Here is a 21,496-nt window from a genome sequence, read left to right on the forward strand (position 1 = left end):
TGATGATCCTCACGCTGCGGCTTTGCGCACGCGGCGCTTGCGACGGAAGCTGTAGAGCAGGAGCCAGGCCCCGGTGAGGGAGGTCACCACCATCATCCAGGTCGCGACCTTGAGCAGGATGTTGTTGACGTTGTCGCGGGTCTCATAGTCCATGATGTGGAACATCCAGACGAAGTCGAACGTGCGCCACAGGTCATGACGCTTGGCCACGAGTTCGCCGGTCTGGGGCGAGATATAGAGGGTGGGCCGCCACAGGCCTTCGAACTGCACCCGCCAGATCGGCGCTGGACGCCCCCTGATCTCGCCGGGGATTTCGTACAGCAGCTCCATTTCGCGGACACCGCCATCCCCTGCGTAGATCTGCTCGGCGCGCCGCCGTGCGCCGGCTTCGTCGATCAGGGGCAGCTTCTCACCGGACCGGGCGTCGAACAGGGACCGGCCGCTCGTCTGGCTGACGATATAGACAGGCTGTCCCAGCTGCTGGTCGAGACGCAGGCTTTGAGCGCCGCCGGCAGTCTTGAGAATGACCGCAGGATCGACCAGGCCGCCCATGGAAATCGGTTCGGCGACGGGTGTCCGCACCAGATGATCGCCATGGATAATGTCGATATGGACGGCGGTCATGTAGAGGCCGCTCACGACCCAGAAGAGGGCCTGAACGCCGATGATCAGCGCAAGCCACTTGTGGGCTTTTCGCGCTACGGAAGGCCAGCGCACCATTTGATACTCACTGTTTGGGGGACGTTGAAACACCAGGCGGGAGCCATGGGGGGGCCGCCCGGTGTTTCTGGAAGTGGCAGGTTAGTTGAACTGATAGGTCAGGCGGACGTAGCCGCGACGGCCAAGCAGGTCGTAGGTCATGGTGTCGGTATTGCCGTCGGTCCAGCTCTGGATGAACGGCGCCTTCTTGTCGAAGAGGTTGTCGATGCCGAAGGCGATGTCAGCCTTCTCACCCAGGCGATAGGCGAACTGGGCGTTGTGGTAGAAGAGGTTCGGCGTCTCATAGCCGATGTCGCCCGGCGCGGCGTTGAAGTCCGTGGCCTTGCCGATCAGTTGCACCGAATAGGTCGCCGTCCAGCGATCATCGACAACCGAGGCGCTGACGTTCGATCGCCAGTGGGGATAGCCGCCGTTGCCGCCGCCGATATGGCCGTCGAAGATGATCGGATCGGCGCCCAGGAAAGGCGTCACGACATATTCGCCGAGATAGGTGGTGTTCCAGTCGAGGCTGGCGCGGCGGTCGCCGAGATCAAAGGCGTAGCGCGCCCCGATGTCGACGCCCTTCATGGTTTCCAGGCCGGCGTTGGTCGGCTGGGCCGAGAGGAAGTTCACTTCGCCGGTCAGGGGACTGCGGGTGAAGTTGTTCGGGCCGCAGAAGGGGTGGTTCATGCCCGGCGAGGCGTAGCAGATGGCCAGCTTGGTGGACCCCGGGATGGACCGGATCGCGTCTTCGATCTTGATGTCGAAATAGTCGACGGTCAGGGACAGGCCTTTGACCTGCTCGGGTTGCCAGACCAGACCCAGGGTGAGGGTCTCGGCCGTTTCGGGCGAGAGTTTCTGATTGCCGCCGACCGTGGTCAGGACCGTGTTGCCGAGTTGCACATAGTTAGCCGGCACGCCGGAAGCCTGGCAGTTGGCGATCAGCGTCGCGTTTCCGCTGGTGCTGTAGCGGCTGCACGGATCAGTCGTCGTCAGATTGCCCTCTGCAACGCCGCCGAACAGTTCGGGAACGCTTGGAATCCGGAAGCCGGTGCCGAAGGTGGCCCGCAGGCGAAGACTGTCGACGACGCTCCAGTTCAGGCCCAGCTTGTAGGTGGTGTTGCCGCCGAACAGGTCATAGTCCGAATAGCGGACGGCCGCGTCGAGCTCGAGCCTTTGGATGAACGGCAGGTCGGACAGGAGCGGCGCCGACAGTTCGACATAGGCTTCCTTGGCCTTGGTCGAGCCGGCGATGGGGTCCTGCTGGTTGGTGTTGGCGATACCCAGAACGGTGAGGGCGTCAGGATCGCGCCAGCCCTTTTCCTCGCGGTAGACGAGACCCGCCGCGGCGGCGAGCGGTCCGGACGGGAGCTGGAGCACCGTGCCGGTGACGTCGAGCGTGACGCTGCGCTGCTCATTCCCCCCGGTGTCGCGCGAGGTGAAGAGGATATAGTCGAGCACCTCCTTGCTGAGGTCTCCGGCGCCCAGATAGTCACCGCAGGGGATGGCCGCGCCCGCCGCGTTGCTGCAGACGGCGGTGTTCAGGGTTTCGCCGACCCGTTGAAGGTTGGCGATATTGGTCATCCCGTCGACGCCGGTGTTGCGTCCCCAGTTGACGGCGGCTTCCCAGGTCCAGTCGCCGGCGATGGCGCCCCGGGCGCCGCCGACGAACCGATAGGTGTCGGTTTCCTGGAAGAAGTGACGCGGCCCCGGTTCGGCGAGACGCCGTGCAATGAGGGTGATGTCCTGACCCGTCGGGTTGGTCGGATGGGACGCCGCGATCTTCAGGTTCCGCAGGGCCCCTGGCGCTGCGAGCTGGTTGCTTTCCCTGTGGGTGAAGAAGACTTCGCCGAACAGGCTGACGGTGTCGGTCAGCTGGTAGTCGGCCAGGATGGCCGTGCTGAGGCGCTCGATCGGCGACACGGCGTTGAGGAAGGGGTTGCCGTTATAGTTATGCTTGGCGGCGTTGTAGGGTTCGAAGAAGTCCCCGTCGCCGCCCGGGATCTGGTTGAAGTTGATCTGCTGGCCGTTGGGAAGCACGGCCCGGCCCCCGAGCGTCGTGGCGCTCGCGACGCAGGCCAGCTTTCCGTTGATCTCGCCCAGCCCGCAGGGAGCGCGGCTCGCCAGGTTGACGGCTTCCGTCTTCTGATAGGTCAGGGCGGCGGTGACCCCGCCGCGGTCGCCGCGCATGCCCCACAACAGGTCGAAGGAGAGGTCCTGGCCGTCACCTTCGTCCGTGACGCCATACTTGCTTGAGAGCTTGAGGCCCTCGAAATCGTTGATGGTGACGATGTTGACCACGCCCGCGACGGCGTCGGCGCCGTAGATGGCGGAGGCGCCGTCCTTCAGCACGTCCATTCGGCCGATAATGGCGGTCGGGATCATGTTCAGATCCGGAGCGCTGTTGGCGCCCGTGCCGCCGTTGACGATCCGCCGACCGTTGATCAGCGTCAGGGTCCGGTTGATGCCGAGGCCTCGCAGATTGACCTGCGCCGTGCCGTAGCCGTTGCCGGTCCAATAGGAGTTGGTCTGATTGCCGGCAGCCCCTGCGGACGACGGCAGTCGCTGCAGCAGCGCCTCCACGTTCGTGATCCCCGTACGCTCGATATCCTCGCCTGTGACGACCGTGGCGGGACCGACCCCGCTGATGTCCTGGCGCTTGATCCGGCTGCCCGTGACGACGATTTCGCCGACGTTGGTCGTCTCGGCTTCCTGCGCGAATGCGGGCATTCCGCACATGGTGGCGGAGATTACCGCACCTGCGAACAAGAGCCTCTTTTTCATGCGGTTCATGGTCATTCCCCTCGCGTTTCGGCCCAGACGAACCGGTCCTGCATCGCCACGTTCCGGTTGGGCGTCAGGGGAGTCAAGTCATGTATATACATATGAATGCCGCCAAACCGTCATGTTTCATGCCCGCATTCGACAGATGTGCGCAAAAAGATGACGCATTCCACTCAAAATAGACACAGAATCGTCACCTCGTTGGTGAGGGTGGGTTGGACGTGACTATTTTCCAACGCGCCAAATGATGACGCATGAACTCATTGTGCGTCGCACAAATCCAAAGATGACGCCGGAAGATCCAATACGCATTTCCGTACCGGAACCCTCAAAATATTTCAGGAGCGCGAGATTATTCTGGAAGGCTGGCGACTCGGGCCGTCGACGTCGCAGCGCTCGGGTCGGTCATTGCCCCGCGTCCTGAACGAGGGTCCGCAAGGTCGGAGATGTACGGACCGGTTCAACCCTATGGATGAGCGATACGCCCGTGACCCAAGGCCTCCCCCTCCCCGGCCGGCCCGGATTCGATCTGGACGGCGGCGTGATCGATGCCATGGACGTCGTTCATCTGCGCCAGAACCGCACGACGAACCCGCTCAGCGTCCCAGCCTTCGGCAAGAACCAGGTGAACGGAGCCGTTCACATCATCGCTGCTGACGCCCCAAAGGTGCAGGTCATGGACCTCGGCCACCCCCGGCACGGCGGCGATCGTCGCTCGCACAGCCTCCAAGGACAGGTCCTTGGGCACGCCTTCCAGCAGGATATGGGTGGTGTTCTTCAAGAGCATCCAGGTGCGCGGCAGCACCCACAGACCGATGCCGATCGCGACCACCGGATCAATCCAGGCCCAGCCCGTCAACATGATGAGGACGGCCCCGCCGATCACCCCGACGGAACCCAGCATGTCGGCCCAGACCTCGAGATAGGCCCCCTTCACATTCAGGCTGGCGTTCGCACCGGAGGCCAGCAGCCGCATCGACACCAGGTTCACGACCAGGCCCAGGGAAGCCACGACCAGCATCCCGACGGAGCCGACGGGTTCGGGCGCGAAAAGGCGCAGAACGCCTTCATAGAGGACGTAGCCCGCCACCAGAAACAACAGGACGGCGTTGAAGGCGGCGGCGAGGATTTCGAACCGACGATAGCCGAAGGTCCGCACGGAGTCTGCCGGCCGCTCGCCAATCTTGATCGCCGCCAGCGCGATCGCCAGCGCAGCCACATCGGTGAACATATGGGCGGCGTCCGATAGCAGGGCCAAACTCTTGAACACCACGGCCCCGACGACTTCGGCGATCAGAAAGGTCGTCGTCAGGACGAGCGCCCACATCAGGCGTTTGCTGCTGGCCCCTGCCCCATGAGCATGTCCTTCGGCCATAGCGGTCTGCTCCTGGTCAGGGCTTCCAAGCTTCGCCCTCAAATGATCATTGGCGAACACGCCTCGCCTCGCAACAATCATGATCCTGCGGGCTTCTATCCTCATGGACCTCGCCCCTATCGAAGACACGTCAAACGCACAGCTGAACCGACGTCCCGATCGTCAGGGAACAGACGCTGCGGAGTCGTTGGAACAGAGACAGGGATGCCTTGATGATCCAGCCCCTGGATGTGTGATCTGGATCAACGCAACGGCGCCGCCAATGAGCAAGCTAGACGGACATGCTCGACGCCCTGCGCCGCCGGCATGCAAGGACTGGAAAGGAGAACATCCATGACCTACCGCGACATCATCGTCGATGCTACGCCAAGGGACGGTCTCGTCCAGACCCTGGAGCGTGCGCGCGACCTGGCCGCAGGGTTCGACGCCCGACTGAAGGCGGTGTGTTTCGCCTGGCCCCGGACGTCGGTGCTCAGGACGGCTCTGGCGAGCAACCCCCTGTCGGTCCTGGAAGAGACCCGAAGAATGGACGCCGCCCTCGCCGGCGCCCACGACGCCTTCCTCCAGGTGTTCGGCTCCGGCTCGAAAACCGCCGATTGGCTTTCCGGCATGGGGGAGCCCGGTCCCCCCTTGCGCGATCATCTGCTCACCGCCGATCTGCTCGTCACCTCGTCGGCGCCGCCGATGGCCTGTGCGCTTCCCAACGCCGGAGAGCTCGCCCTGCACGGCGGCGGCCCCGTTCTCCGTCTTGGAGCGGCGGCCGCAAGCGGCGATCTCTCGAATGCGGTCATCGGCTGGAAGGACGCGCCCCAGGCGAGACGCGCCCTGCATGATGCTCTGCCGCTGCTCCGGCGGGCTCAGACCGTCACCGTGGTCGGGGTCGGCGACGAGGTCGAACAAGGCCAGCTCGAAGACGTCGCCGCTCATCTGAAGCGGCACGATGCGCCGGCCGCCGTCCGCCATATACCGGCGACCGCGGGATCCACGGGCGCCGCGGACCTCCTCGCCGAAGCCCACCGTCTCGGCGCCGACCTGATCGTAACGGGGGCCTTCGGTCGCGGTCCCCTGGCGCAGCGCATGTGGGGCGGCATGACGAGCGGTCTTCAGGACGACGCCGAACTATCGTGGCTGATGTCGCATTAGGTCCACCCATGCGCTCCACTCGCCTGGGAAACGCCGCCTTCCGTCTGCGACGGGAAACAGATCGCCTGGCGTTTCCGTGGGTCGGTTAAAGACCCTAGCCGAACGATCGGCATGAATCCTAGGGCCTCGCGGTTCCCGCCGCCGTCGGGACACTATGCTCATGAGTCCGTAGCTGGATCTCTCCGCGACCGGCATAGAAGCAAATTGTTCCCACGATCCCGAGCAGGCCAATGCAGGCCGTCGAAATCAGGGCGACGCGGTCTCGCCGCCCCACGATCAGACAGCCGATCGCCGCCATGCCCATGAAGGCGCCGTACCCGAGGTGCAGCGGAACCTTGTAGGCGCCGAGCAGGATGACGGCCACGCATAACATGATGGCGGCCGTGATGAGGCTGACGACCGCAGCCGCCAGGATCTCGAGCACCGGCCGAGGCTTCTCGAGGCGTTTGAAACCGGGACGGCGGTTCCGCTTCCCGTAACGCCCCTCGCGCCAGCGCTGGCCGCGTTCGCGGCCCTTGAAACGGTTCTTCGCCATGGCCTCAGGACCGGGCGGCCGGCGCCGCCCCTCTCTCGCGTCGCACCAGCAGCAGCCTGATCCGCAGGATCTGGGCTTCCTGGTTGCGGATCGTCTCCTCGGCGAACCCGCGTACCTCCGGGTCGTCGCCGTATTCCAGGGCGATGCGCGCCATTGCGGCCGCGCCCTCGTGACGGGCGATCAATCCCCGCAGGAAGTCCTCATCGGCGTCGCCGGTGTAGTCGATGTCCAGGCTCTGGGACATCCGGACGCTCGCCTCGCGATAGGAGCGCGTGGAGGCACTGTCGGAGGGCGCGTCGGCATGGCCCGCATGGTTATCGATCGAGCGGCCGTCCACCGCAGGCCGGGTGTCGACCTGGGTCCGCGACGGCAGCGAAAACAGGCCGAATGCAAAGGCCGAAAGGGCGAGAAACAGGGCCACGACCGACGCCCACCTCATCCGTTTCATGAGGACTTCCCCTGAAGCACGGGAGAGCCTGCGACGTCCCCGAGGTTTTCATCCCGTTTCAACACCGATATCGGGTCACGATAGCCGAGAAGACGCAAGGCGTTGATCACCACCAGCAATGTCGAGCCTTCATGCAAGGCGACCGCCGGACCTATGCCCAGGCCGAGAACTGTGGCCGGCACCAGGAAGGCGACGACGCCCAGGCTGACGACCAGGTTCTGGAGAATGATCCTGCGGGTTCGCCGACTGAGCCCGATCGTGAAAGGCAGGTGCGAGAGATCGTCGGCCATCAGAGCCACGTCGGCGGTCTCGAGGGCCACGTCGGAGCCGGCGGCCCCCATGGCGATGCCCACAGTCGCCGTCGCCATGGCGGGGGCGTCGTTCACGCCGTCGCCGACCATGGCGACCTTGGCTTCGGCGCGCAGACGTTTGATGGCGTCGACCTTGTCCTCCGGCATGAGGTCGCCCCATGCCTCGGTCAGACCGATCTGTCCGGCGATCGCCTGAGCCGCCCTCTGGTGATCACCCGAAATCATGATCATGCGCTGGACGCCCAGGGACCTCAGCGCCGTGATCGCCGACCGTGCGGCGGCTCGGGGCGTGTCGAGGAGGCCGATCACGCCGAGGTCCCGCGCGCCTCGGCGCACCACCATCAAGGTTCGCCCTTGCAGGCGCAGTTGCGTGACGACCATGGCCGCTTCATCGCTCAGCCCCGCGACGCCGTCGGCGCCGAACATCTCCGGCTTGCCGATCCAGATCGTGTCGCCTCCGAGCTGAGCCGTTACGCCTTTTCCGGTCAGGCTCTTCAGGTCAGACGCAGCCGCGATCGTCGCCTCCCCCAGGCGCTCCCCTCCGTCCCTCGCGATGGCTTCCGCCAACGGGTGGTCGCTCAGGCGTTCCACGGCGACTGCGGTGGCCAGGAGATCGCTTTCATGCGTTCCGCGCACGGGAATAATGTCAGTGATGCGTGGGCGGCCTTCGGTCAGAGTGCCGGTCTTGTCAAAGGCGATGGCGTTGAGCGAGCCGAGGTTCTCAAGCGGCGCGCCGCCCTTGATCAAAACGCCGGCCCGGGCCGCACGTGCAACCCCGGACAAGACGGCGCTCGGCGTGGCGATGGCCAGCGCGCACGGGCTAGCGGCGACCAGCACCGCCATGGCCCGATAGAAGCTGTCGCGGAACGGCTCGTCGACCACAACCCAGGCGAACAGCAGGACAAAAGCGAAGGCGAGCACCAGGGGCACGAATACCCGCTCGAAACGGTCCGTGAAGCGTTGGGTCGGCGATTTCTGGGTTTCCGCCTCGGTGACCATGCGGACCACCTTGGCAAGGGTGGTGTCGCTGGACTTGCGGGTCGTCTCGATCTCGATGGCGCCGGCGCCGTTGATGGTGCCTGCGAAGACGATGGACGCCGATCCGATCTGGGCGGTCTGGGCGCGTGCAGAAGCCAGGTCTGCGACCGGCTGCTTGTCGACCGGCATGCTCTCGCCGGTCACCGGCGCCTGGTTGATGCTGGTCGTGCCGACCACCACGAAGCCGTCGGCCGGCAAGCGTTCATTGGGCCGGACCACCACGGTGTCGCCCACCTGGAGTTCTTCGACCGGCAGTTCGACGACCTGATCGCCTCGGCGCACGCGGGCGGTGCGGGGCGCCAGGTCGGCAAGCGCCTCGATGGCGCGCTTGGCCCGCCCCATGGCGTAGTGCTCCAGGGCGTGACCGATGCTGAACAGGAACAGAAGCAGCGCGCCCTCGGCCCAGGCGCCGAGCGCCGCCGCGCCTGCGGCGGCGACAAGCATGAGGGTGTCGATCTCGAAGCGCTTGCGGCGAAGGTTCTCGAACGCCTCGCGAACGGTGAAGAAGCCGCCGAACCCGTAGGCGGCGATGAACAGACCGAGAGGCATCCACGCCGGGACGCCGGCCGCCAGCTTCTCTATGGCGAAACCCAGCCCCAGCAGACCGCCGCAAGCCAGGGCGAAGATCAACTCCGTATTGGGCCCAAGCAAGCCGCCGTGGGCATGGTCATGCTTCTCGCCCTCCATATGGGCGTGCTCATGGGAGCCTTCCTCCCTGGAGGGATGCGCCGGCGCCGAGGTTTCCGACGGCGTATCCGTAGCCCGCAGACCCTGGGACTGAATGAAGCGATCGATTTCCGACCAGCTCGCCAGCCCCCGATCGAACTCCAGATGGAAGGCGCCGGACACATCCACCGCCGCCTCGACAATCCCGTCCTGCTCCGCAAGAGCGTCTTGAACGGTTCGGGCGTGGCGTGCATGGCGCAGCCCCGTCAACCAGCCGCTGACATGCCCGAAGCGCTCGCTGATCTCCACACCCGCCTTGAGAGCCGCCTGACGCACCTGCTGCAGGGTCACCAGGTCGGGGTCGTAATGAATGCAGAGGACAGGGACACCGTCCCTATCGGCAAGATGAGCCTCGAACACGCCCTGCCTTTCGCGCAGGGACGTGATCAGGCGATCGACGCAGGCGTCAGAGCCCCTTGGCACGTCGGGCAAAAGGCGGGCAAGCGTCAGTCTTATGGTCCTGGTCATCGGCGAGCTCCAGGCGTCGAGAACAATAGGTGATCAAGCGGCGATCGATGGCCATTCGCCCTGCCCGTCGTGCAGTTCGCCCTAGCGAAAGCCGTTGCGTGAAAGTCCGTCCGGTTTCGTTTGATCACCTCGCTTCTCCCCGGTCTCACGGCAGTTGCAGAATGGCGTCGAACCAGCCGAGATGCTGCAGGCGTTCGAGCGCCTCAAACAGCGGAAGCGCCAGAAGAAAGACCAGCCCGTCGCGCACCGTCCGAACAAAAAAGGCCGGACGGATGAGCACCTCCGCCTCATCCCGCCAAAGCGCGGGGTTGGGCAGAAAACGGGGGGTCCGCGCGCAATAGGCTTGATAGGGCGCGCCAAAGGCCTCGGTCAGATAGCCTTCCTCGCGGGCGACCACGATCCGGAACACGAGCCAGCAGATGAGGGTGAACACGAAGGCGACGCTGAGGCTGCCGGACAGGGCCCCTACGCCGAATGCGCCGATGAAGCTGAAGACATAGAGGGGATTTCGACAGATTGAATAGGGTCCGGCGGCGACGATCTCCTGCTTCTTGCGCCCGCCGATGTAGAGAGAGCACCAGCTGCGGCCGATGATGCAGGCCATGATGGCGACGAGGCCGAGGTGTTCGACCGGGTGTTCAAGCGCCGGCACGGCCGTCACGAGCGTCGTCCACGCCAGGAGCGCGAGAAGACAGGCGGCGATGAAGAGCTTCCGCCATCGCTGCACGGATTGAATGTCGATCATTGATCCAAAATCCTCTTCTGGAGCGGGCGCTGTCGCCCGTTCGATCCAGGGGGAAGCGATAAGCCGCAGGGCGGGTTGGGCAGCGTCATTCGCGCGGCTCCCCGTTCGTTCCGGACCGGCCGGCTTCGCCCAGAATGTCGATTCCGCCCTTCGCAGCGATGGCGGCGACGAGGACGCCGACAAGCAGGTCCGGCCAGGCCTGTCCGAGCCACATGACCAGAAGGCCGGCGATGAGAATGCCCCCGTTCGAGGCAAAATCATTGAAGCTGAAGGTCTCGGCCGCCTTCATGTTCACGTCGCCGCTGGCCTGGCGACGGATCATCTGCAGACAGATGAGGTTGACCACCGCCGCCACGACCGCAAGACCGATCATGATGGGACCCATCGGTTCGGTTCCGGTCAGGAACCGACGCCCGGCGTCGATGAGAACGCCGCCTGCGAAGACGAGAAGCATGACGCCGGAAAGGCCCGCCGCCCCCCTCTTCCATGACTCCGCGCGGCCGATCGCCAGAAAGCTGATCAGATAGACTGCGGCGTCGGAGGCGTTGTCCACGGCATTGGCCAACAGAGCGCTGGAATCGGCGGCCCAGCCGCCGATTCCGAGCCCTGCCGACAGGCCGGCGTTGAGACCAAGAACCGTCAGCAGCGTACGACGCTGCTGACGGTCGTCCTGATTGCGAGCAATCAATCCTCGATCCCCTCCGATTTCCGATGCTTGACCGCCTTGGCGGCGAAAGTCGGCAGAACCAGCAGCGTCAGGGCTGTCGCCGTCAGCAGACCGCCGATGACCACAGTGGCCAGCGGCTTCTGCACCTCGGCCCCCGCCCCGTGCGCCAGCGCCATGGGAATGAAGCCGACGATGGCCACCAGGGCCGTGGTCAGCACCGCTCGCAGGCGACTGGACGCCCCTTCGATGGCGGCCGCGACAGGCTCAAGTCCGGCCTGCAGCCGCTCCCGGATCGCCTGCATCAGCACCAGTCCGTTCAGGGTCGCAACGCCCGACACGGCGATGAAGCCAACCGCCGCCGACACCGAGAAGGGCATCCCCCTGAGCAACAGCGCCAGCGCCCCGCCGACCAGGGCCAGAGGCACGCAGGCAAAGACCAGGCCGGCCTCCGCAAACGATCCCAGCGCCATGAACAGCAGGACGCCGATCAGGATGAAGACGATCGGGATCACCAGACCCAGGCGCTGTTCGGCCCGTTTCAGGTTCTCGAACTGTCCACCCCAGTCGAGGCGATAGCCGACCGGAAGGGCGATGTCGGCCACCGCCGCCTGGGCGTCGGTCACGAAGCCGCCGAGATCGCGACCGCGCACATTGGCCTGGACCACCATGCGTCGGCTGCCGTTCTCACGGCTGATCTGGTTCGGTCCTTCAGCCGTCTCGATACGCGCGACCGACGACAGGGGCACGATCACCCCCGTGCTCGAGACGATGGGCAGGGCGGCGAGGGTCGCCGGATCGTTTCGCGCGTCATCCGGCAGACGCACGACGACATCGAAGCGACGGTCGCCCTCGAAGATACGACCCGCCTCGGCGCCCCCGACGGCGGCCGAGACCGCCTCCGAGACGTCGGCCGCCGACAGCCCGTAGTTGGCCGCCGCGAACCGATCGACGCTGATGGTCAGGGTCGGCAGGCCGGACGCCTGCTCCACCCGCACGTCGGCCGCGCCGGGCGTGGCCCGCAGCTTGGCGGCCACCGCATCAGCCGTCTTCTGCAGGGTGTCGAAATCGTCGCCATAGACCATGACCGCGAGGTCGGTGCGGACGCCCGAGATCAGTTCGTTGAAGCGTAGTTCGATCGGCTGGCTGAACTCGAAGCTGTTGCCGATCTGCTGGCTGGCGACATCTTCAATCCGGGCGATCAGGTCTTCCTTCGACAGCTTGGGATTCGGCCAGTCCTTGCGATCCTTGAGGATGATGACCGCGTCCGAGATGTTGGCGGGCATGGGGTCGACAGCGGCCTCGGCCGTGCCCGTCCTGGAGAACATGGTCTCCACCTCGGGCTGAGCCTTGATGGCGCGTTCAAGGGCCATCTGCATGGCCAGGGATTGCTCCAAAGAGGCGGAAGGCACGCGCAGCGACTGCATGGCGATATCGCCCTCGTCCAGGGTCGGGATGAACTCCCGGCCCAGGCTCATGAAGGAGACGGCCCCCACGCCCAGCATCGCCAGGGCGGCGATCAGGACCACCTTGGGACGAGCGACGGCCGCGCCGATGGCCGGCTGGATCCACCGACGAGCAAATCGCAGGATGCGGGTCTCATGCTCCTCGGCCTTGCCGTCCGGTCCCAGATGGACGGTCTTGGGATCCCTCACCAGGAGAGCCGTCATCGCCGGCACGAAGGTGAAGGAGAAGATGAAGGCGCCGACCAGGGCCAGCATGACCGTCGCCCCCATGGGCACGAAGGTCTTGCCCTCCACCCCTTCCAGCATCAGCAGCGGCGTGAAGACCAGGAGGATGATCAGCTGGCCGAAGGCGGCCGGTTTGACCATCTGGCGCGCCGCCTGCATGGCCACGCCGAGACGTTCGTGACGGGTCAGCATCCGCCCCAGTTCGCCCCGCCGCTGGGTCAGCATCAGCAGGGTGTTTTCGATCACCACCACGCCGCCGTCGACCATCAGGCCGAAGTCGAGCGCGCCCAGGCTCATCAGGTTTCCGCTGATGCCGAACCGGTTCATGCCAATGACGGCGAACAGGAAAGACAGCGGGATCATCAGGGCCGTGATCGCCGCCGCCCGGAAGTTTCCGAGCAGCAGGAACAGGACGACGATGACGAACAGGGCGCCTTCGATCAGGTTGCGCGCCACGGTCGAAATGGTCGAGTTGACCAGATCGCTGCGGTTCAGCACCGGCGCGGCGACCACGCTGGGCGGCAAGGTGGCCGCCACCTGTTCCAGCCGCTCGGCCGCGGCCTGAGCCACGGTTCGGCTGTTCTCGCCGGCCAGCATCAGGGCGGTGCCCAGCACCGCCTCATGCCCGTCGCGGCTGGCCCCGCCGAGGCGCGGCGCCTGGCCGATCTCGACCGTCGCCACATCGGCGACACGAACCACCAGACCGCCGCGATTGACGACCGGCGCCTGGGCCAGGTCCTCGACCGTCGTGGCCAGGGCGTCGGTGCGGACCACCAGGGCCTCGCCTGCCCGCTGGACATAGCCGGCGCCCGCCTGGGTGTTGGCCCGGTCCAGCGCCTGCACCAGATCATTCATGCCCAGGCCGTAGCGGGTCAGGGCGGCGGCGTCAGGCCGGACGGCATATTCCTTTACATAGCCGCCGTTGACGTCGACCCCGGCCAGGCCGGGCGCCGTGCGCATCTGCGGGGCGATGATCCAGTCCTGAACCGTGCGCAGATAGGTGGCGCGCTGCTGCGGCGTGGTCAGCCGCTCGCCTTCCGGCGTCAGATAGGATCCGTCGGCCTGCCAGCCGGGCTTGCCGTTGGCGACCGTGGTCTTGGGGCTGAAGGGGACATAGTCGACCGTCCACATCAGCACCTCGCCCAGGCCGGTCGTGATGGCCGACAGATTGGGCTCGACGCCTTCGGGCAGCTTCTCCGACGCCTGCCGCATCCGCTCGGCCACCTGCTGGCGGGCGAAATAGATGTCGGTCTGGTCGGTGAAGACGACGGTGATCTGGCTGAAGCCGTTGCGGGACAGGGAGCGGGTGCTCTGCAGTCCCGGAATGCCGGCCATGGCCGTCTCAAGCGGATAGGTGACCTGGCGTTCGATCTGCTCGGGCGCCAGCGCCGGGGCGACGGTCGTGATCTGGACCTGTCGATTGGTGATGTCGGGAACGGCGTCGATCGGCAGTTTGGTCAGTTCGAACAGGCCAAGCGCGGCGACGAGCGCCACGGCCAGGACGACGAACCAGCGAAAACGGACGGACGCTTCGATAAGAGCTTTAAACATATTCCGTCGCTCCTAGTGGCCGTGCTCGGCTTCGCCCTTGGCGAGCTCCGCCTTGAGCAGGAAGGCCTTGGCCCCGGCGATGCGTTCGGCGCCGGTCAGGCCCCGCACGATCTCCGTCCGGCCGCCGGCCTGGCGGCCGACCATGACCGGAACGGCGCGGAAGCCGCCTTCAACCTGGACGAAGACGACAGTACCGCCATCGACCGTCTGGACGGCCTCGGCAGGAACAGTCACGCCGTCGGCTTCGCCGCCCGTCACCAGGGCGCCGCTGACCGGCGAACCGGCCGGCGGCAAGGCTCCGCCGGCCGGCCGGGCGCGAATGACCGTCGCACCGCTCTCGCCGGCGCCGCCCGCGGCTACGCCCGTGACGATCGCATCGAATTCACCGGCAGGACCTTGAACACGCAACGACGATCCCGCCCGAACCTGGGCGGCCAGGGCCGGCGGCGCATTGAACACCAGTTCCACACGCGCCGGGTTGGTGACCTCGGCGACCACGCCGCCCTGAGGCGCGAACCCGCCCGGACCGACCAGAACCGAAGTCACCACGCCCGAGATCGGGCTGGAGACGCTGATCCGCCCCGAGGCATTGGGCCCGCCTGCAGCAGAGGCGCGGGCGCGCGCGGCCCGGGCCGCGGCGTCGGCGCTGAGCGATTGGGCGCGCGAGGTTTCGACCTCCTGGCGCGCCACCACGCCCTGGGACGCCAGGCTGTCGTTCCTCTGATAGGCGCGCCGCGCCGCGTCAGCCGCCGCAGCGGCGGCGTCGGCGTCGGCGCGGAAGGTGGCGGCGTCGCCGCTGACCAGCACCGCCAGGGCCTGGCCGGCGCGTACCGACTGGCCCGGCGCCACCAGAACCCGCTCGACCCGGCCGCCCACTGAAGCGGCCACGGCGGCGCGCGCATCGATCATGGGTTCAACACGGCCGGCAAGGCGGGTCTCCCCGCCTCCACCGCGCCCGACCGCCATAACAGTGATGCCTGAAGCTTCGATCTGCGCAGGGGTCAGGTTGATAACGCCCTCCTCCGCTTCGCCCGCGGCTTCGCCTTCATGGCCGGCTTCTGCGGGCGCCTCAACCGCCGGCGAGGGCGCAGGCCCGTCGCGGGTCATGAGGAAGGCCGCGCCGCCGATGACGACGACCGCCGCGGCAGCGCCGGCCATCAGCCAGGTCTTTCTGGTCTTGATCAGGGTGTTCACAGGGCGGCTCCAAACGGGATGCGGCCTTGCAGGCGCGCGAGGTCGATTTCCGCACGGACGCGCGCGAGGCGGGCGTCAACGGCGGCGGTGCGGGCGGAGATCAGGGCGGCGCGGGATGCGCGCAGTTCAAGCTGGGAGATGCGTCCGGCTTCGAAACCCAGCCGAGAAAGGCGATAGGCCTCCTCGGCCGAGGTCACGCCGGCGTCCGTCGCTCCCACGCGACTGACGGAGGCGTTGAGGCGCGCCAGAGCCGCGCTTCGATCGGCGGCTTCTTCGAGGCGAGCGCCGTCGAGACGGGCTTCCGCCGCCCGGAACTCAGCCTGGGCCGCCTGGATATTGCCCCGATTTCGATCGAACAGCGGCAGGGGCATGCTGACGCCGAACGTCAATGCGGTGGCGTCTTCGGCTTCGTAGCGCCTCACCCCGACCGAAGCGCTGACGTTGGGACGAGCATTGATCCGCTCCACCCGGATACGCCGTTCGGCCGTGTCGCGCTCCGCTTCCGCCACGCGCACGACGGGCGAAATCGATCCGGAGGGCTCCGACGCCGATGGCGTGCGATCCAGAACGCCTGCGTCGATGGAGGTGACGGCCGTCGGCAACATCGCCGTCGCCGTCAACCGCGCGAAAGCGGCCTCGCGTTCAGCGCCGGCCTCGTCTTGCGAAGCACGCGCCGAGGCCGCCTCGGTTTCCGCCTGAATGCCGCGCAACAGGGGTTCTCGCCCCTCTTCCACCAGCAACAGGGCGGCGCGAGCGTCGGCCAGGGTGATGGTCAAGGCCTCCTTGGCCAGTTGAAATCGACGATCAGCCGCCTCGGCCTCGGCGTAAACCAGCGCCAGCCGACCCGCAGCGTCTACGCCGGCGAGATCGCGGCGAAGAGCGGCTGCGCCGGCTTCCCCGCGCGCGACCTCCACCCTGGCGCTGCGACGCCCCCAGAGTTCAAGGTCCTGGGTCACAGCCAGGCTGGTCTCGGCATTGCTGTAGCCGTCATAGGGACCGCTCCCCAGGACGCCGTCGACGCTCAGGCCGAGTTGAGGATTGGGGCGCACGCGCGCCTGACGAACGCGCGCCTCGGCGGCGTCGAGCAAGGCGCCGGCCTCGACGTTGACCGGCGTCTGGCCGATGCGTCCGAGCAGGGTTTCATAGCTTGGCGCAGGATCAGCCCAGGCAGGTGCAGCGGCCGCTGTCGCTACGGCGACCACGGCGCAGCCGGCCGCCAGGAGCGGCGACCGACGATGTGAGGAAGACATGGTTCATTTCCCAGATTTCTGACGGATGGGCGCACGAAGGCGCGGCATTCGAGTCAGACTCTGGGTGGGCGGTCCGGGCCGGCCGGCGTTCGGGACGCCATCTGGTCGCACTTCGGCGCCTTGGGGCCGCCAGTCTTGTCCAGCTTGGCCGGAACAGCGATCGACAAAGGCTGTATGCCGGTTGAGCCGTGGTGACAGTGACCATGGGCGCAGCCGCCGTGTTTCAGGTCGCCGCCCTTGCCCTGTTCCTGGTTCTGCTCGGGCGAGGCCGAAAAGGATGAGGCCGCGGCATCCGCCCGAGCTTCCGGCGCGCAGGTCGCCGCCTCCGCGGCCGGCAGGAAACCGAACACGACGATGATGAGCGCAAGAAGCGCCCCCGCCAGAAGTGTCCTGTTCGACCATTCAAACATGATCACTTCCTAGCACAACGCAGGCGAGCGGCAAACGAGAACGAGGCATCAAACGCCGCAAGCCCAGCCTTGTTTCAGGACCGATCGTCGACGGACGTGAAACGTCGCGGGTCACCTCGGCTTCCATCGCAGCAAACGCATGGCGTTGGCGGTCACCAGCACGGTCGCCCCGGTATCGGCGAGGATGGCCGGCCACAGACCGGTGACGCCGATCAAGGTCGTGACCAGGAAGACGGCCTTCAGGCCCAGGGAGATGGTGATGTTCTGACGGATGTTGCCCATCACCCCGTTCGACAGGACGATCATGTCGGGAATGTCCTGGACCCGACCGTGCAGCACCGCCGCGTCAGCCGTCTCAAGCGCCACGTCGGCGCCGCCGCCCATGGCGATGCCGATGTCGGCGGCGGCGAGTGCTGGCGCGTCATTGATGCCGTCGCCGACCTTGGCGACGACAAGGCCCTGGGTCTGGAGTTCCTTGACGATCCTCTGCTTGTCCTGCGGCAGCAGTTCCGCGCGCGCTTCGACGCCGAGGCCGCTGGCGACCGCCTCGGCGGTGCGCTGGTTGTCCCCCGTCAGCATGACAGAGCGAACCCCCATGGCCTTCAGACGAGCCAAGCCCGCCGCTGCGTCGGACCGCGCCTCGTCCCTTATGGCCAGGAAGCCCACGACCCGGCCGTCGATCACGACGACCGAAACGGTCTTGCCCTGCGCATTGAAGCGCGCGACCGCCTCATCCTGAGACGCAGAGAGCAAAGTCCGCCGCGCGGCGGCCTGAGGCGAGCCCAGGAAGACCTCTTCGCCCCCCACGGTCCCTTCCACGCCCTCCCCCGCGATCGCCCGGGCCGCCGAAGCGGGCAGGATGGACACGCCCTCGGCCTTGGCGCGATTGAGTATGGCCACGGCCAGGGGGTGGCTCGATCCGGTTTCCAGCGCCGCCGCCAGCGCGAGCATCTCGGCTTCCGGACGTGCGCCGGCCACGATGTCGGTCACCAGCGGCTTGCCGGACGTCAGCGTTCCCGTCTTGTCGAAGGCGACGGCGGTGATCTTGCCGAGGGTTTCGAGCACGGCCCCGCCCTTCATCAGCAGCCCCCGCCGTGCGCCGGCGGACAAACCTGCAGCGATGGCCGCCGGCGTCGAGATCACCAGGGAACAGGGACAGCCGATCAGCAGGATCGCCAGGCCCTTGTAAATCCATTCGCCCCACCCTGCCCCGAACACGAGCGGCGGCACGGTCGCGACCAGGGCGCCGACGACGAGAACCAGGGGCGTATAGATCTTCGAGAAGCGGTCGATGAAACGCTCGGTCGGCGACTTGGATTCCTGCGCCTCCTCCACCAGACGCACGACCCGCGCAATGGTGTTGTCGGCGGCGGCCGCGGTGACCCTGACGCGCAGGACGCCGCCTACATTGATGGTCCCGGCGTAGACAGGGTCGCCGACCATTTTCCGCTTGGGAACGCTCTCCCCCGTCACCGGGGCTTCATCGATTTCGCCTTCGCCTTCAACGATGTCCCCATCCGCCGGTACGCGGTCGCCGGGCCTCACCAGGATGACAACGCCGACCGCCAGGCCTTCAGCCGGAACTTCGCTGACCTGACCATTGACCTCGACAAGGGCGGTCTTGGGGACCAGGTCGGTCAACCCCTGGATGCTCTTGCGAGCACGGCCTGCAGCGACGCCCTCCAGCATTTCACCGACCAGGAAGAGAAGGACGACGACCGCCGCCTCTTCCTGAGCCCCGATGAACACGGCCCCGACCGCAGCGATCGTCATCAGCATCTCGATCGAGAACGGCGACCCGAACCGGGCGGCGGTGATCGCACGCCAGCCGACCGGGACAAGACCGACCGCCAGGGCGACCAGAAAGGCCTCGCGTTCGACGGCGGGGAACAGGTAGCCCAAGACATAGGCTGCCATCAGGGCGACGCCGCAGGCCGCCGTCAGCTTGGCCTTTCGGGTCCACCACCACGGCCCCTTCGCCGCAGGCGGGTTGTCGGCGGGAGAGACGATCTCCGATCCCGTCGTCGAGGTCGGCGGAGCGAGCGTCTCGACGCCGTAACCCAGATTGCGGACCTGTCGCATCGCATCGTCCCCAGCGAAATCGGGGCCGTGCTGAATCTTCAGGACGCCGGAGGAGACCGCCACCGCAACATCGATGACGCCCGGAAGTTTGCGCACCGCCGTATCGACCTTGGAGCCGCAGCTTGAGCAATCCATGCCGGTCACGCGATATCGGGTTTCCAGGGTTTCCGCCGCCACGAGCGTGCTCCTTGTTTCAAACTCCAGCCGACGCTACTTCCTCTAGCGACTAGAGGAGCAAGCGGTAAAATGAACCAGGGCGTGACGATCGGCCAGGCGTCGAAGGAATGCGGGATCAAGGCGCCGACGATCCGCTACTATGAACAGATCCAGCTCCTGCCTTCGCCCCCCCGCACGGAAGGCAACCGGCGCCTCTATGACGACGGCGATCTGCGTCGTCTGCGGTTCATTCGACACGCGCGTGAACTCGGTTTCGAGATCGAACCGATCCGCGAGCTTCTGGCGCTGGCCGGTGATCCGAGCCGCCCCTGCCACTCGGCTGACACCATCGCCCGGTCCCACCTCGCCGATATCGACCACAAGATCGCGCGCCTCACCGCCTTGAGAGCCGAGGTCGCCCGCATGACGCAATGCGTCCAGGATACATCTTCAAAATGCCGGGTCATCGAGGCCCTCGGCGACCATGGCAACTGCCTGCACGACAGACACTAGGATCCTGAGGACGGGCCTGCTCCCGACCGAGCCGACCTCGAATCCGCCCCTGCCTTTCGCCCTACAACTGAAGCCCGAAGCGCGACGCGACCAAGGTCATCACCACGTAGAGAACGATGGTCAGGGCGCATCCAGCCGCCAACGCGATCCAGAATGACACTCCCTGCCGCAGGAGGGCCGGGATCAGAAGGAACATCGGCAGCGACGGCAGGACATACCAGAAGGTCGCTTCGGCGTGAGCCGCCATGTTCCCGGCGTCCGGTCTGTCCCGCCATAGCCAGATCATGCCTAGAACTGAAACAAGCGGCAGGGAGGCCACCAGGGCGCCGAACCCGGGATAGCGCTTGGCCAGCGTCGAGACAGCGGCGATCAGAAGGCCCGAGATCGTGGCTTTGAGGACGAAATACAACATGAGGCGACCCTGCGCCTCAGCGGCCAAGGTTCGCAATGGGGTCGGTCACCGACGTATCCAGAACTGAGCGCCCGGACAGGCGGAGAAGGTCACCGTCGCCCGCTCGCGCCATGGAGATGAGGTCAGGCCCCGGCCTCCGCGTCCCGCGCGAGCTCCGCGATCCGCTCATTGCTGGCTGCGGCGACCAGGTTTCGGAGCCGGACCACGGATTCGAACTGGAGCGCCAAGTCCTCAGCATTGACGTCGTACTCGTCGGAATAGCGCGCTTCGACATAGGCGCGCTTCAGAAGCTCAAAGCGCCGTCTGTCGGCACGCTCCTCCCTCGGCCAAGCGCCGGTCAGTCGCTTGTCGGTGTCCTCAGCCAACGACCGGAGGAACTTGATGTTGTGGGAGCGCGGAAAGTAGAAGGTGTGAACCAGCAGGAAGCAGACGTAGGCACGTTCAACCGCCTGATGGAGTGAAAATGCAGCATCCCTTCTCCACCCGAGATCGGATTCATTCGCCAGTTGCCCCTTGGCGGTCTCCAGGGACCTGTCGACGCTCCCAATCCACTTTGCGAAATGCCGCTGGGCGGCGTCGCATGCTTCCATGGCCGTCATCGGCTTCGGCTGAGCGAATGGATGTCCCGGCAACTCATACAGCACCACGCCGTCGCGCAGGATGTCGGTCCAGAAATACTCGCCCCGGGTCAGGGCCTGGTTCACCTCGGCCATGGTGTGGACGATGATGTTGACCGTCCGCCCCACGGCGGGGTCGCGCAGGATCTTGTCCTCGGCGACGTACCAATAGTCGGCGATGTCGGTCAGCTTTTCGTGGCTGACGATCACCAGCAGATCGAAGTCGGACAGGTAGCCGTTGTCGGGTTCGTCGACCCAGTCGGTGCGGGCGTAGGAGCCAAACAGGATGATCTTCAGCACCCGGCCGTCGCGCCGCCAAGACTGGGTGCCCCCGCCCCCGCTCTTTATTGCGGCGTCGAACTCGGTCAGCAGGGTCGTACGAACGCGCTCCAGCTCGCGCTGCTGTTTGGCCGGCAGATGGTCGAGATCAGCCCGCATGGAACTGCCCGTCCTGCGATCGGAGCGTCGTCGGATCGATCATGCCTGCCAGGTTCGTTCGCATCCGCGCCTCAAATCACTTCTGCAAAAGCCTACCTCGCCGCCACGCCAAGCGCCACAATGAGGGAGGGTGTCCGCCGGGCTGTTAAGAACACGAGAGCTCGCGCGCCGACGCCTTTAGCTTTCGCCTGGACATAGCGACGGCCATCCGAGCGGACAGGCTACTGTCACCGGAACGGCGTCCCT

17 protein-coding genes are annotated in these 21,496 nt (G+C 66.2%); 2 read left to right on the forward strand and 15 right to left on the reverse strand.

From position 1 onward, the window contains the following. Positions 1-9: 9 nt before the first annotated feature. The 3 genes from HX774_RS10325 to HX774_RS10335 form a co-directional block, all read right to left on the reverse strand. On the reverse strand, positions 10-720 hold the full coding sequence (locus HX774_RS10325) for a PepSY domain-containing protein (protein ID WP_178826557.1): 711 nt from the start codon (positions 718-720) through the stop codon (positions 10-12). An 81-nt stretch (positions 721-801) separates the two neighbouring features. Next, positions 802-3,492, reverse strand: a complete 2,691-nt coding sequence (locus HX774_RS10330; protein ID WP_255500358.1) for a TonB-dependent receptor — start codon at positions 3,490-3,492, stop codon at positions 802-804. Between the two features lie 457 nt (positions 3,493-3,949). Then, on the reverse strand, positions 3,950-4,858 hold the full coding sequence (locus tag HX774_RS10335; protein ID WP_178826559.1) for a cation diffusion facilitator family transporter: 909 nt from the start codon (positions 4,856-4,858) through the stop codon (positions 3,950-3,952). Positions 4,859-5,191: 333 nt separating this feature from the next. Here HX774_RS10335 and HX774_RS10340 point away from each other — a divergent pair, with 333 nt between their 5' ends. Then, on the forward strand, positions 5,192-6,001 hold the full coding sequence (locus tag HX774_RS10340; RefSeq protein ID WP_178826561.1) for a universal stress protein: 810 nt from the start codon (positions 5,192-5,194) through the stop codon (positions 5,999-6,001). 118 nt (positions 6,002-6,119) lie between these two features. Here HX774_RS10340 and HX774_RS10345 read toward each other — a convergent pair whose 3' ends face one another. The 10 genes from HX774_RS10345 to HX774_RS10390 form a co-directional block, all read right to left on the reverse strand. Continuing rightward, complete coding sequence (locus HX774_RS10345; protein WP_178826562.1) at positions 6,120-6,536, reverse strand: hypothetical protein; 417 nt, start codon at positions 6,534-6,536, stop codon at positions 6,120-6,122. A gap of 4 nt (positions 6,537-6,540) precedes the next feature. Then, complete coding sequence (locus tag HX774_RS10350) at positions 6,541-6,957, reverse strand: DUF305 domain-containing protein (protein WP_225910412.1); 417 nt, start codon at positions 6,955-6,957, stop codon at positions 6,541-6,543. Between the two features lie 23 nt (positions 6,958-6,980). Further along, positions 6,981-9,527 carry a heavy metal translocating P-type ATPase gene (locus tag HX774_RS10355; RefSeq protein ID WP_178826566.1) on the reverse strand — a complete coding sequence of 849 codons (2,547 nt, stop codon included), beginning with the start codon at positions 9,525-9,527 and terminating at the stop codon, positions 6,981-6,983. 145 nt (positions 9,528-9,672) lie between these two features. Next, the gene (locus HX774_RS10360) at positions 9,673-10,272 is read right to left on the reverse strand and encodes an isoprenylcysteine carboxylmethyltransferase family protein (protein WP_178826568.1); all 600 of its coding nucleotides are present in this window, start codon (positions 10,270-10,272) and stop codon (positions 9,673-9,675) included. 85 nt (positions 10,273-10,357) lie between these two features. Further along, positions 10,358-10,960 (reverse strand): cation transporter, encoded by a 603-nt coding sequence (locus tag HX774_RS10365; protein ID WP_178826570.1) that lies wholly within the window; start codon positions 10,958-10,960, stop codon positions 10,358-10,360. After that, entirely contained in the window at positions 10,957-14,178 is a 3,222-nt protein-coding gene (locus HX774_RS10370; RefSeq protein WP_178826572.1) for an efflux RND transporter permease subunit, read from the reverse strand. The genes HX774_RS10365 and HX774_RS10370 overlap by 4 nt, the downstream gene beginning before the upstream one ends. Positions 14,179-14,190: 12 nt before the next feature. Further along, positions 14,191-15,372 carry an efflux RND transporter periplasmic adaptor subunit gene (locus HX774_RS10375; RefSeq protein WP_370523474.1) on the reverse strand — a complete coding sequence of 394 codons (1,182 nt, stop codon included), beginning with the start codon at positions 15,370-15,372 and terminating at the stop codon, positions 14,191-14,193. Then, positions 15,369-16,622 (reverse strand): TolC family protein, encoded by a 1,254-nt coding sequence (locus HX774_RS10380; protein WP_178826574.1) that lies wholly within the window; start codon positions 16,620-16,622, stop codon positions 15,369-15,371. The genes HX774_RS10375 and HX774_RS10380 overlap by 4 nt, the downstream gene beginning before the upstream one ends. A 53-nt stretch (positions 16,623-16,675) precedes the next feature. Further along, on the reverse strand, positions 16,676-17,032 hold the full coding sequence (locus HX774_RS10385; protein WP_178826576.1) for a hypothetical protein: 357 nt from the start codon (positions 17,030-17,032) through the stop codon (positions 16,676-16,678). Positions 17,033-17,143: 111 nt separating this feature from the next. Next, the gene (locus HX774_RS10390; RefSeq protein WP_370523475.1) at positions 17,144-19,291 is read right to left on the reverse strand and encodes a heavy metal translocating P-type ATPase; all 2,148 of its coding nucleotides are present in this window, start codon (positions 19,289-19,291) and stop codon (positions 17,144-17,146) included. Positions 19,292-19,360: 69 nt separating this feature from the next. Here HX774_RS10390 and HX774_RS10395 point away from each other — a divergent pair, with 69 nt between their 5' ends. Next, positions 19,361-19,783, forward strand: a complete 423-nt coding sequence (locus HX774_RS10395) for a helix-turn-helix domain-containing protein (protein ID WP_178826578.1) — start codon at positions 19,361-19,363, stop codon at positions 19,781-19,783. Between the two features lie 61 nt (positions 19,784-19,844). On the opposite strand, the gene HX774_RS10400 is transcribed toward HX774_RS10395, so the two are convergent. Together HX774_RS10400 and HX774_RS10405 are read right to left on the reverse strand one after the other, a co-directional pair. Continuing rightward, positions 19,845-20,195 (reverse strand): DUF3147 family protein, encoded by a 351-nt coding sequence (locus HX774_RS10400; RefSeq protein ID WP_076222542.1) that lies wholly within the window; start codon positions 20,193-20,195, stop codon positions 19,845-19,847. 122 nt (positions 20,196-20,317) lie between these two features. Next, complete coding sequence (locus tag HX774_RS10405; RefSeq protein ID WP_076222544.1) at positions 20,318-21,250, reverse strand: HEPN domain-containing protein; 933 nt, start codon at positions 21,248-21,250, stop codon at positions 20,318-20,320. Between the last annotated feature and the right edge of the window lie 246 nt (positions 21,251-21,496).

The sequence above is a fragment of the Brevundimonas sp. P7753 genome, assembly GCF_013386595.1.
GTDB lineage: Bacteria > Pseudomonadota > Alphaproteobacteria > Caulobacterales > Caulobacteraceae > Brevundimonas > Brevundimonas bullata.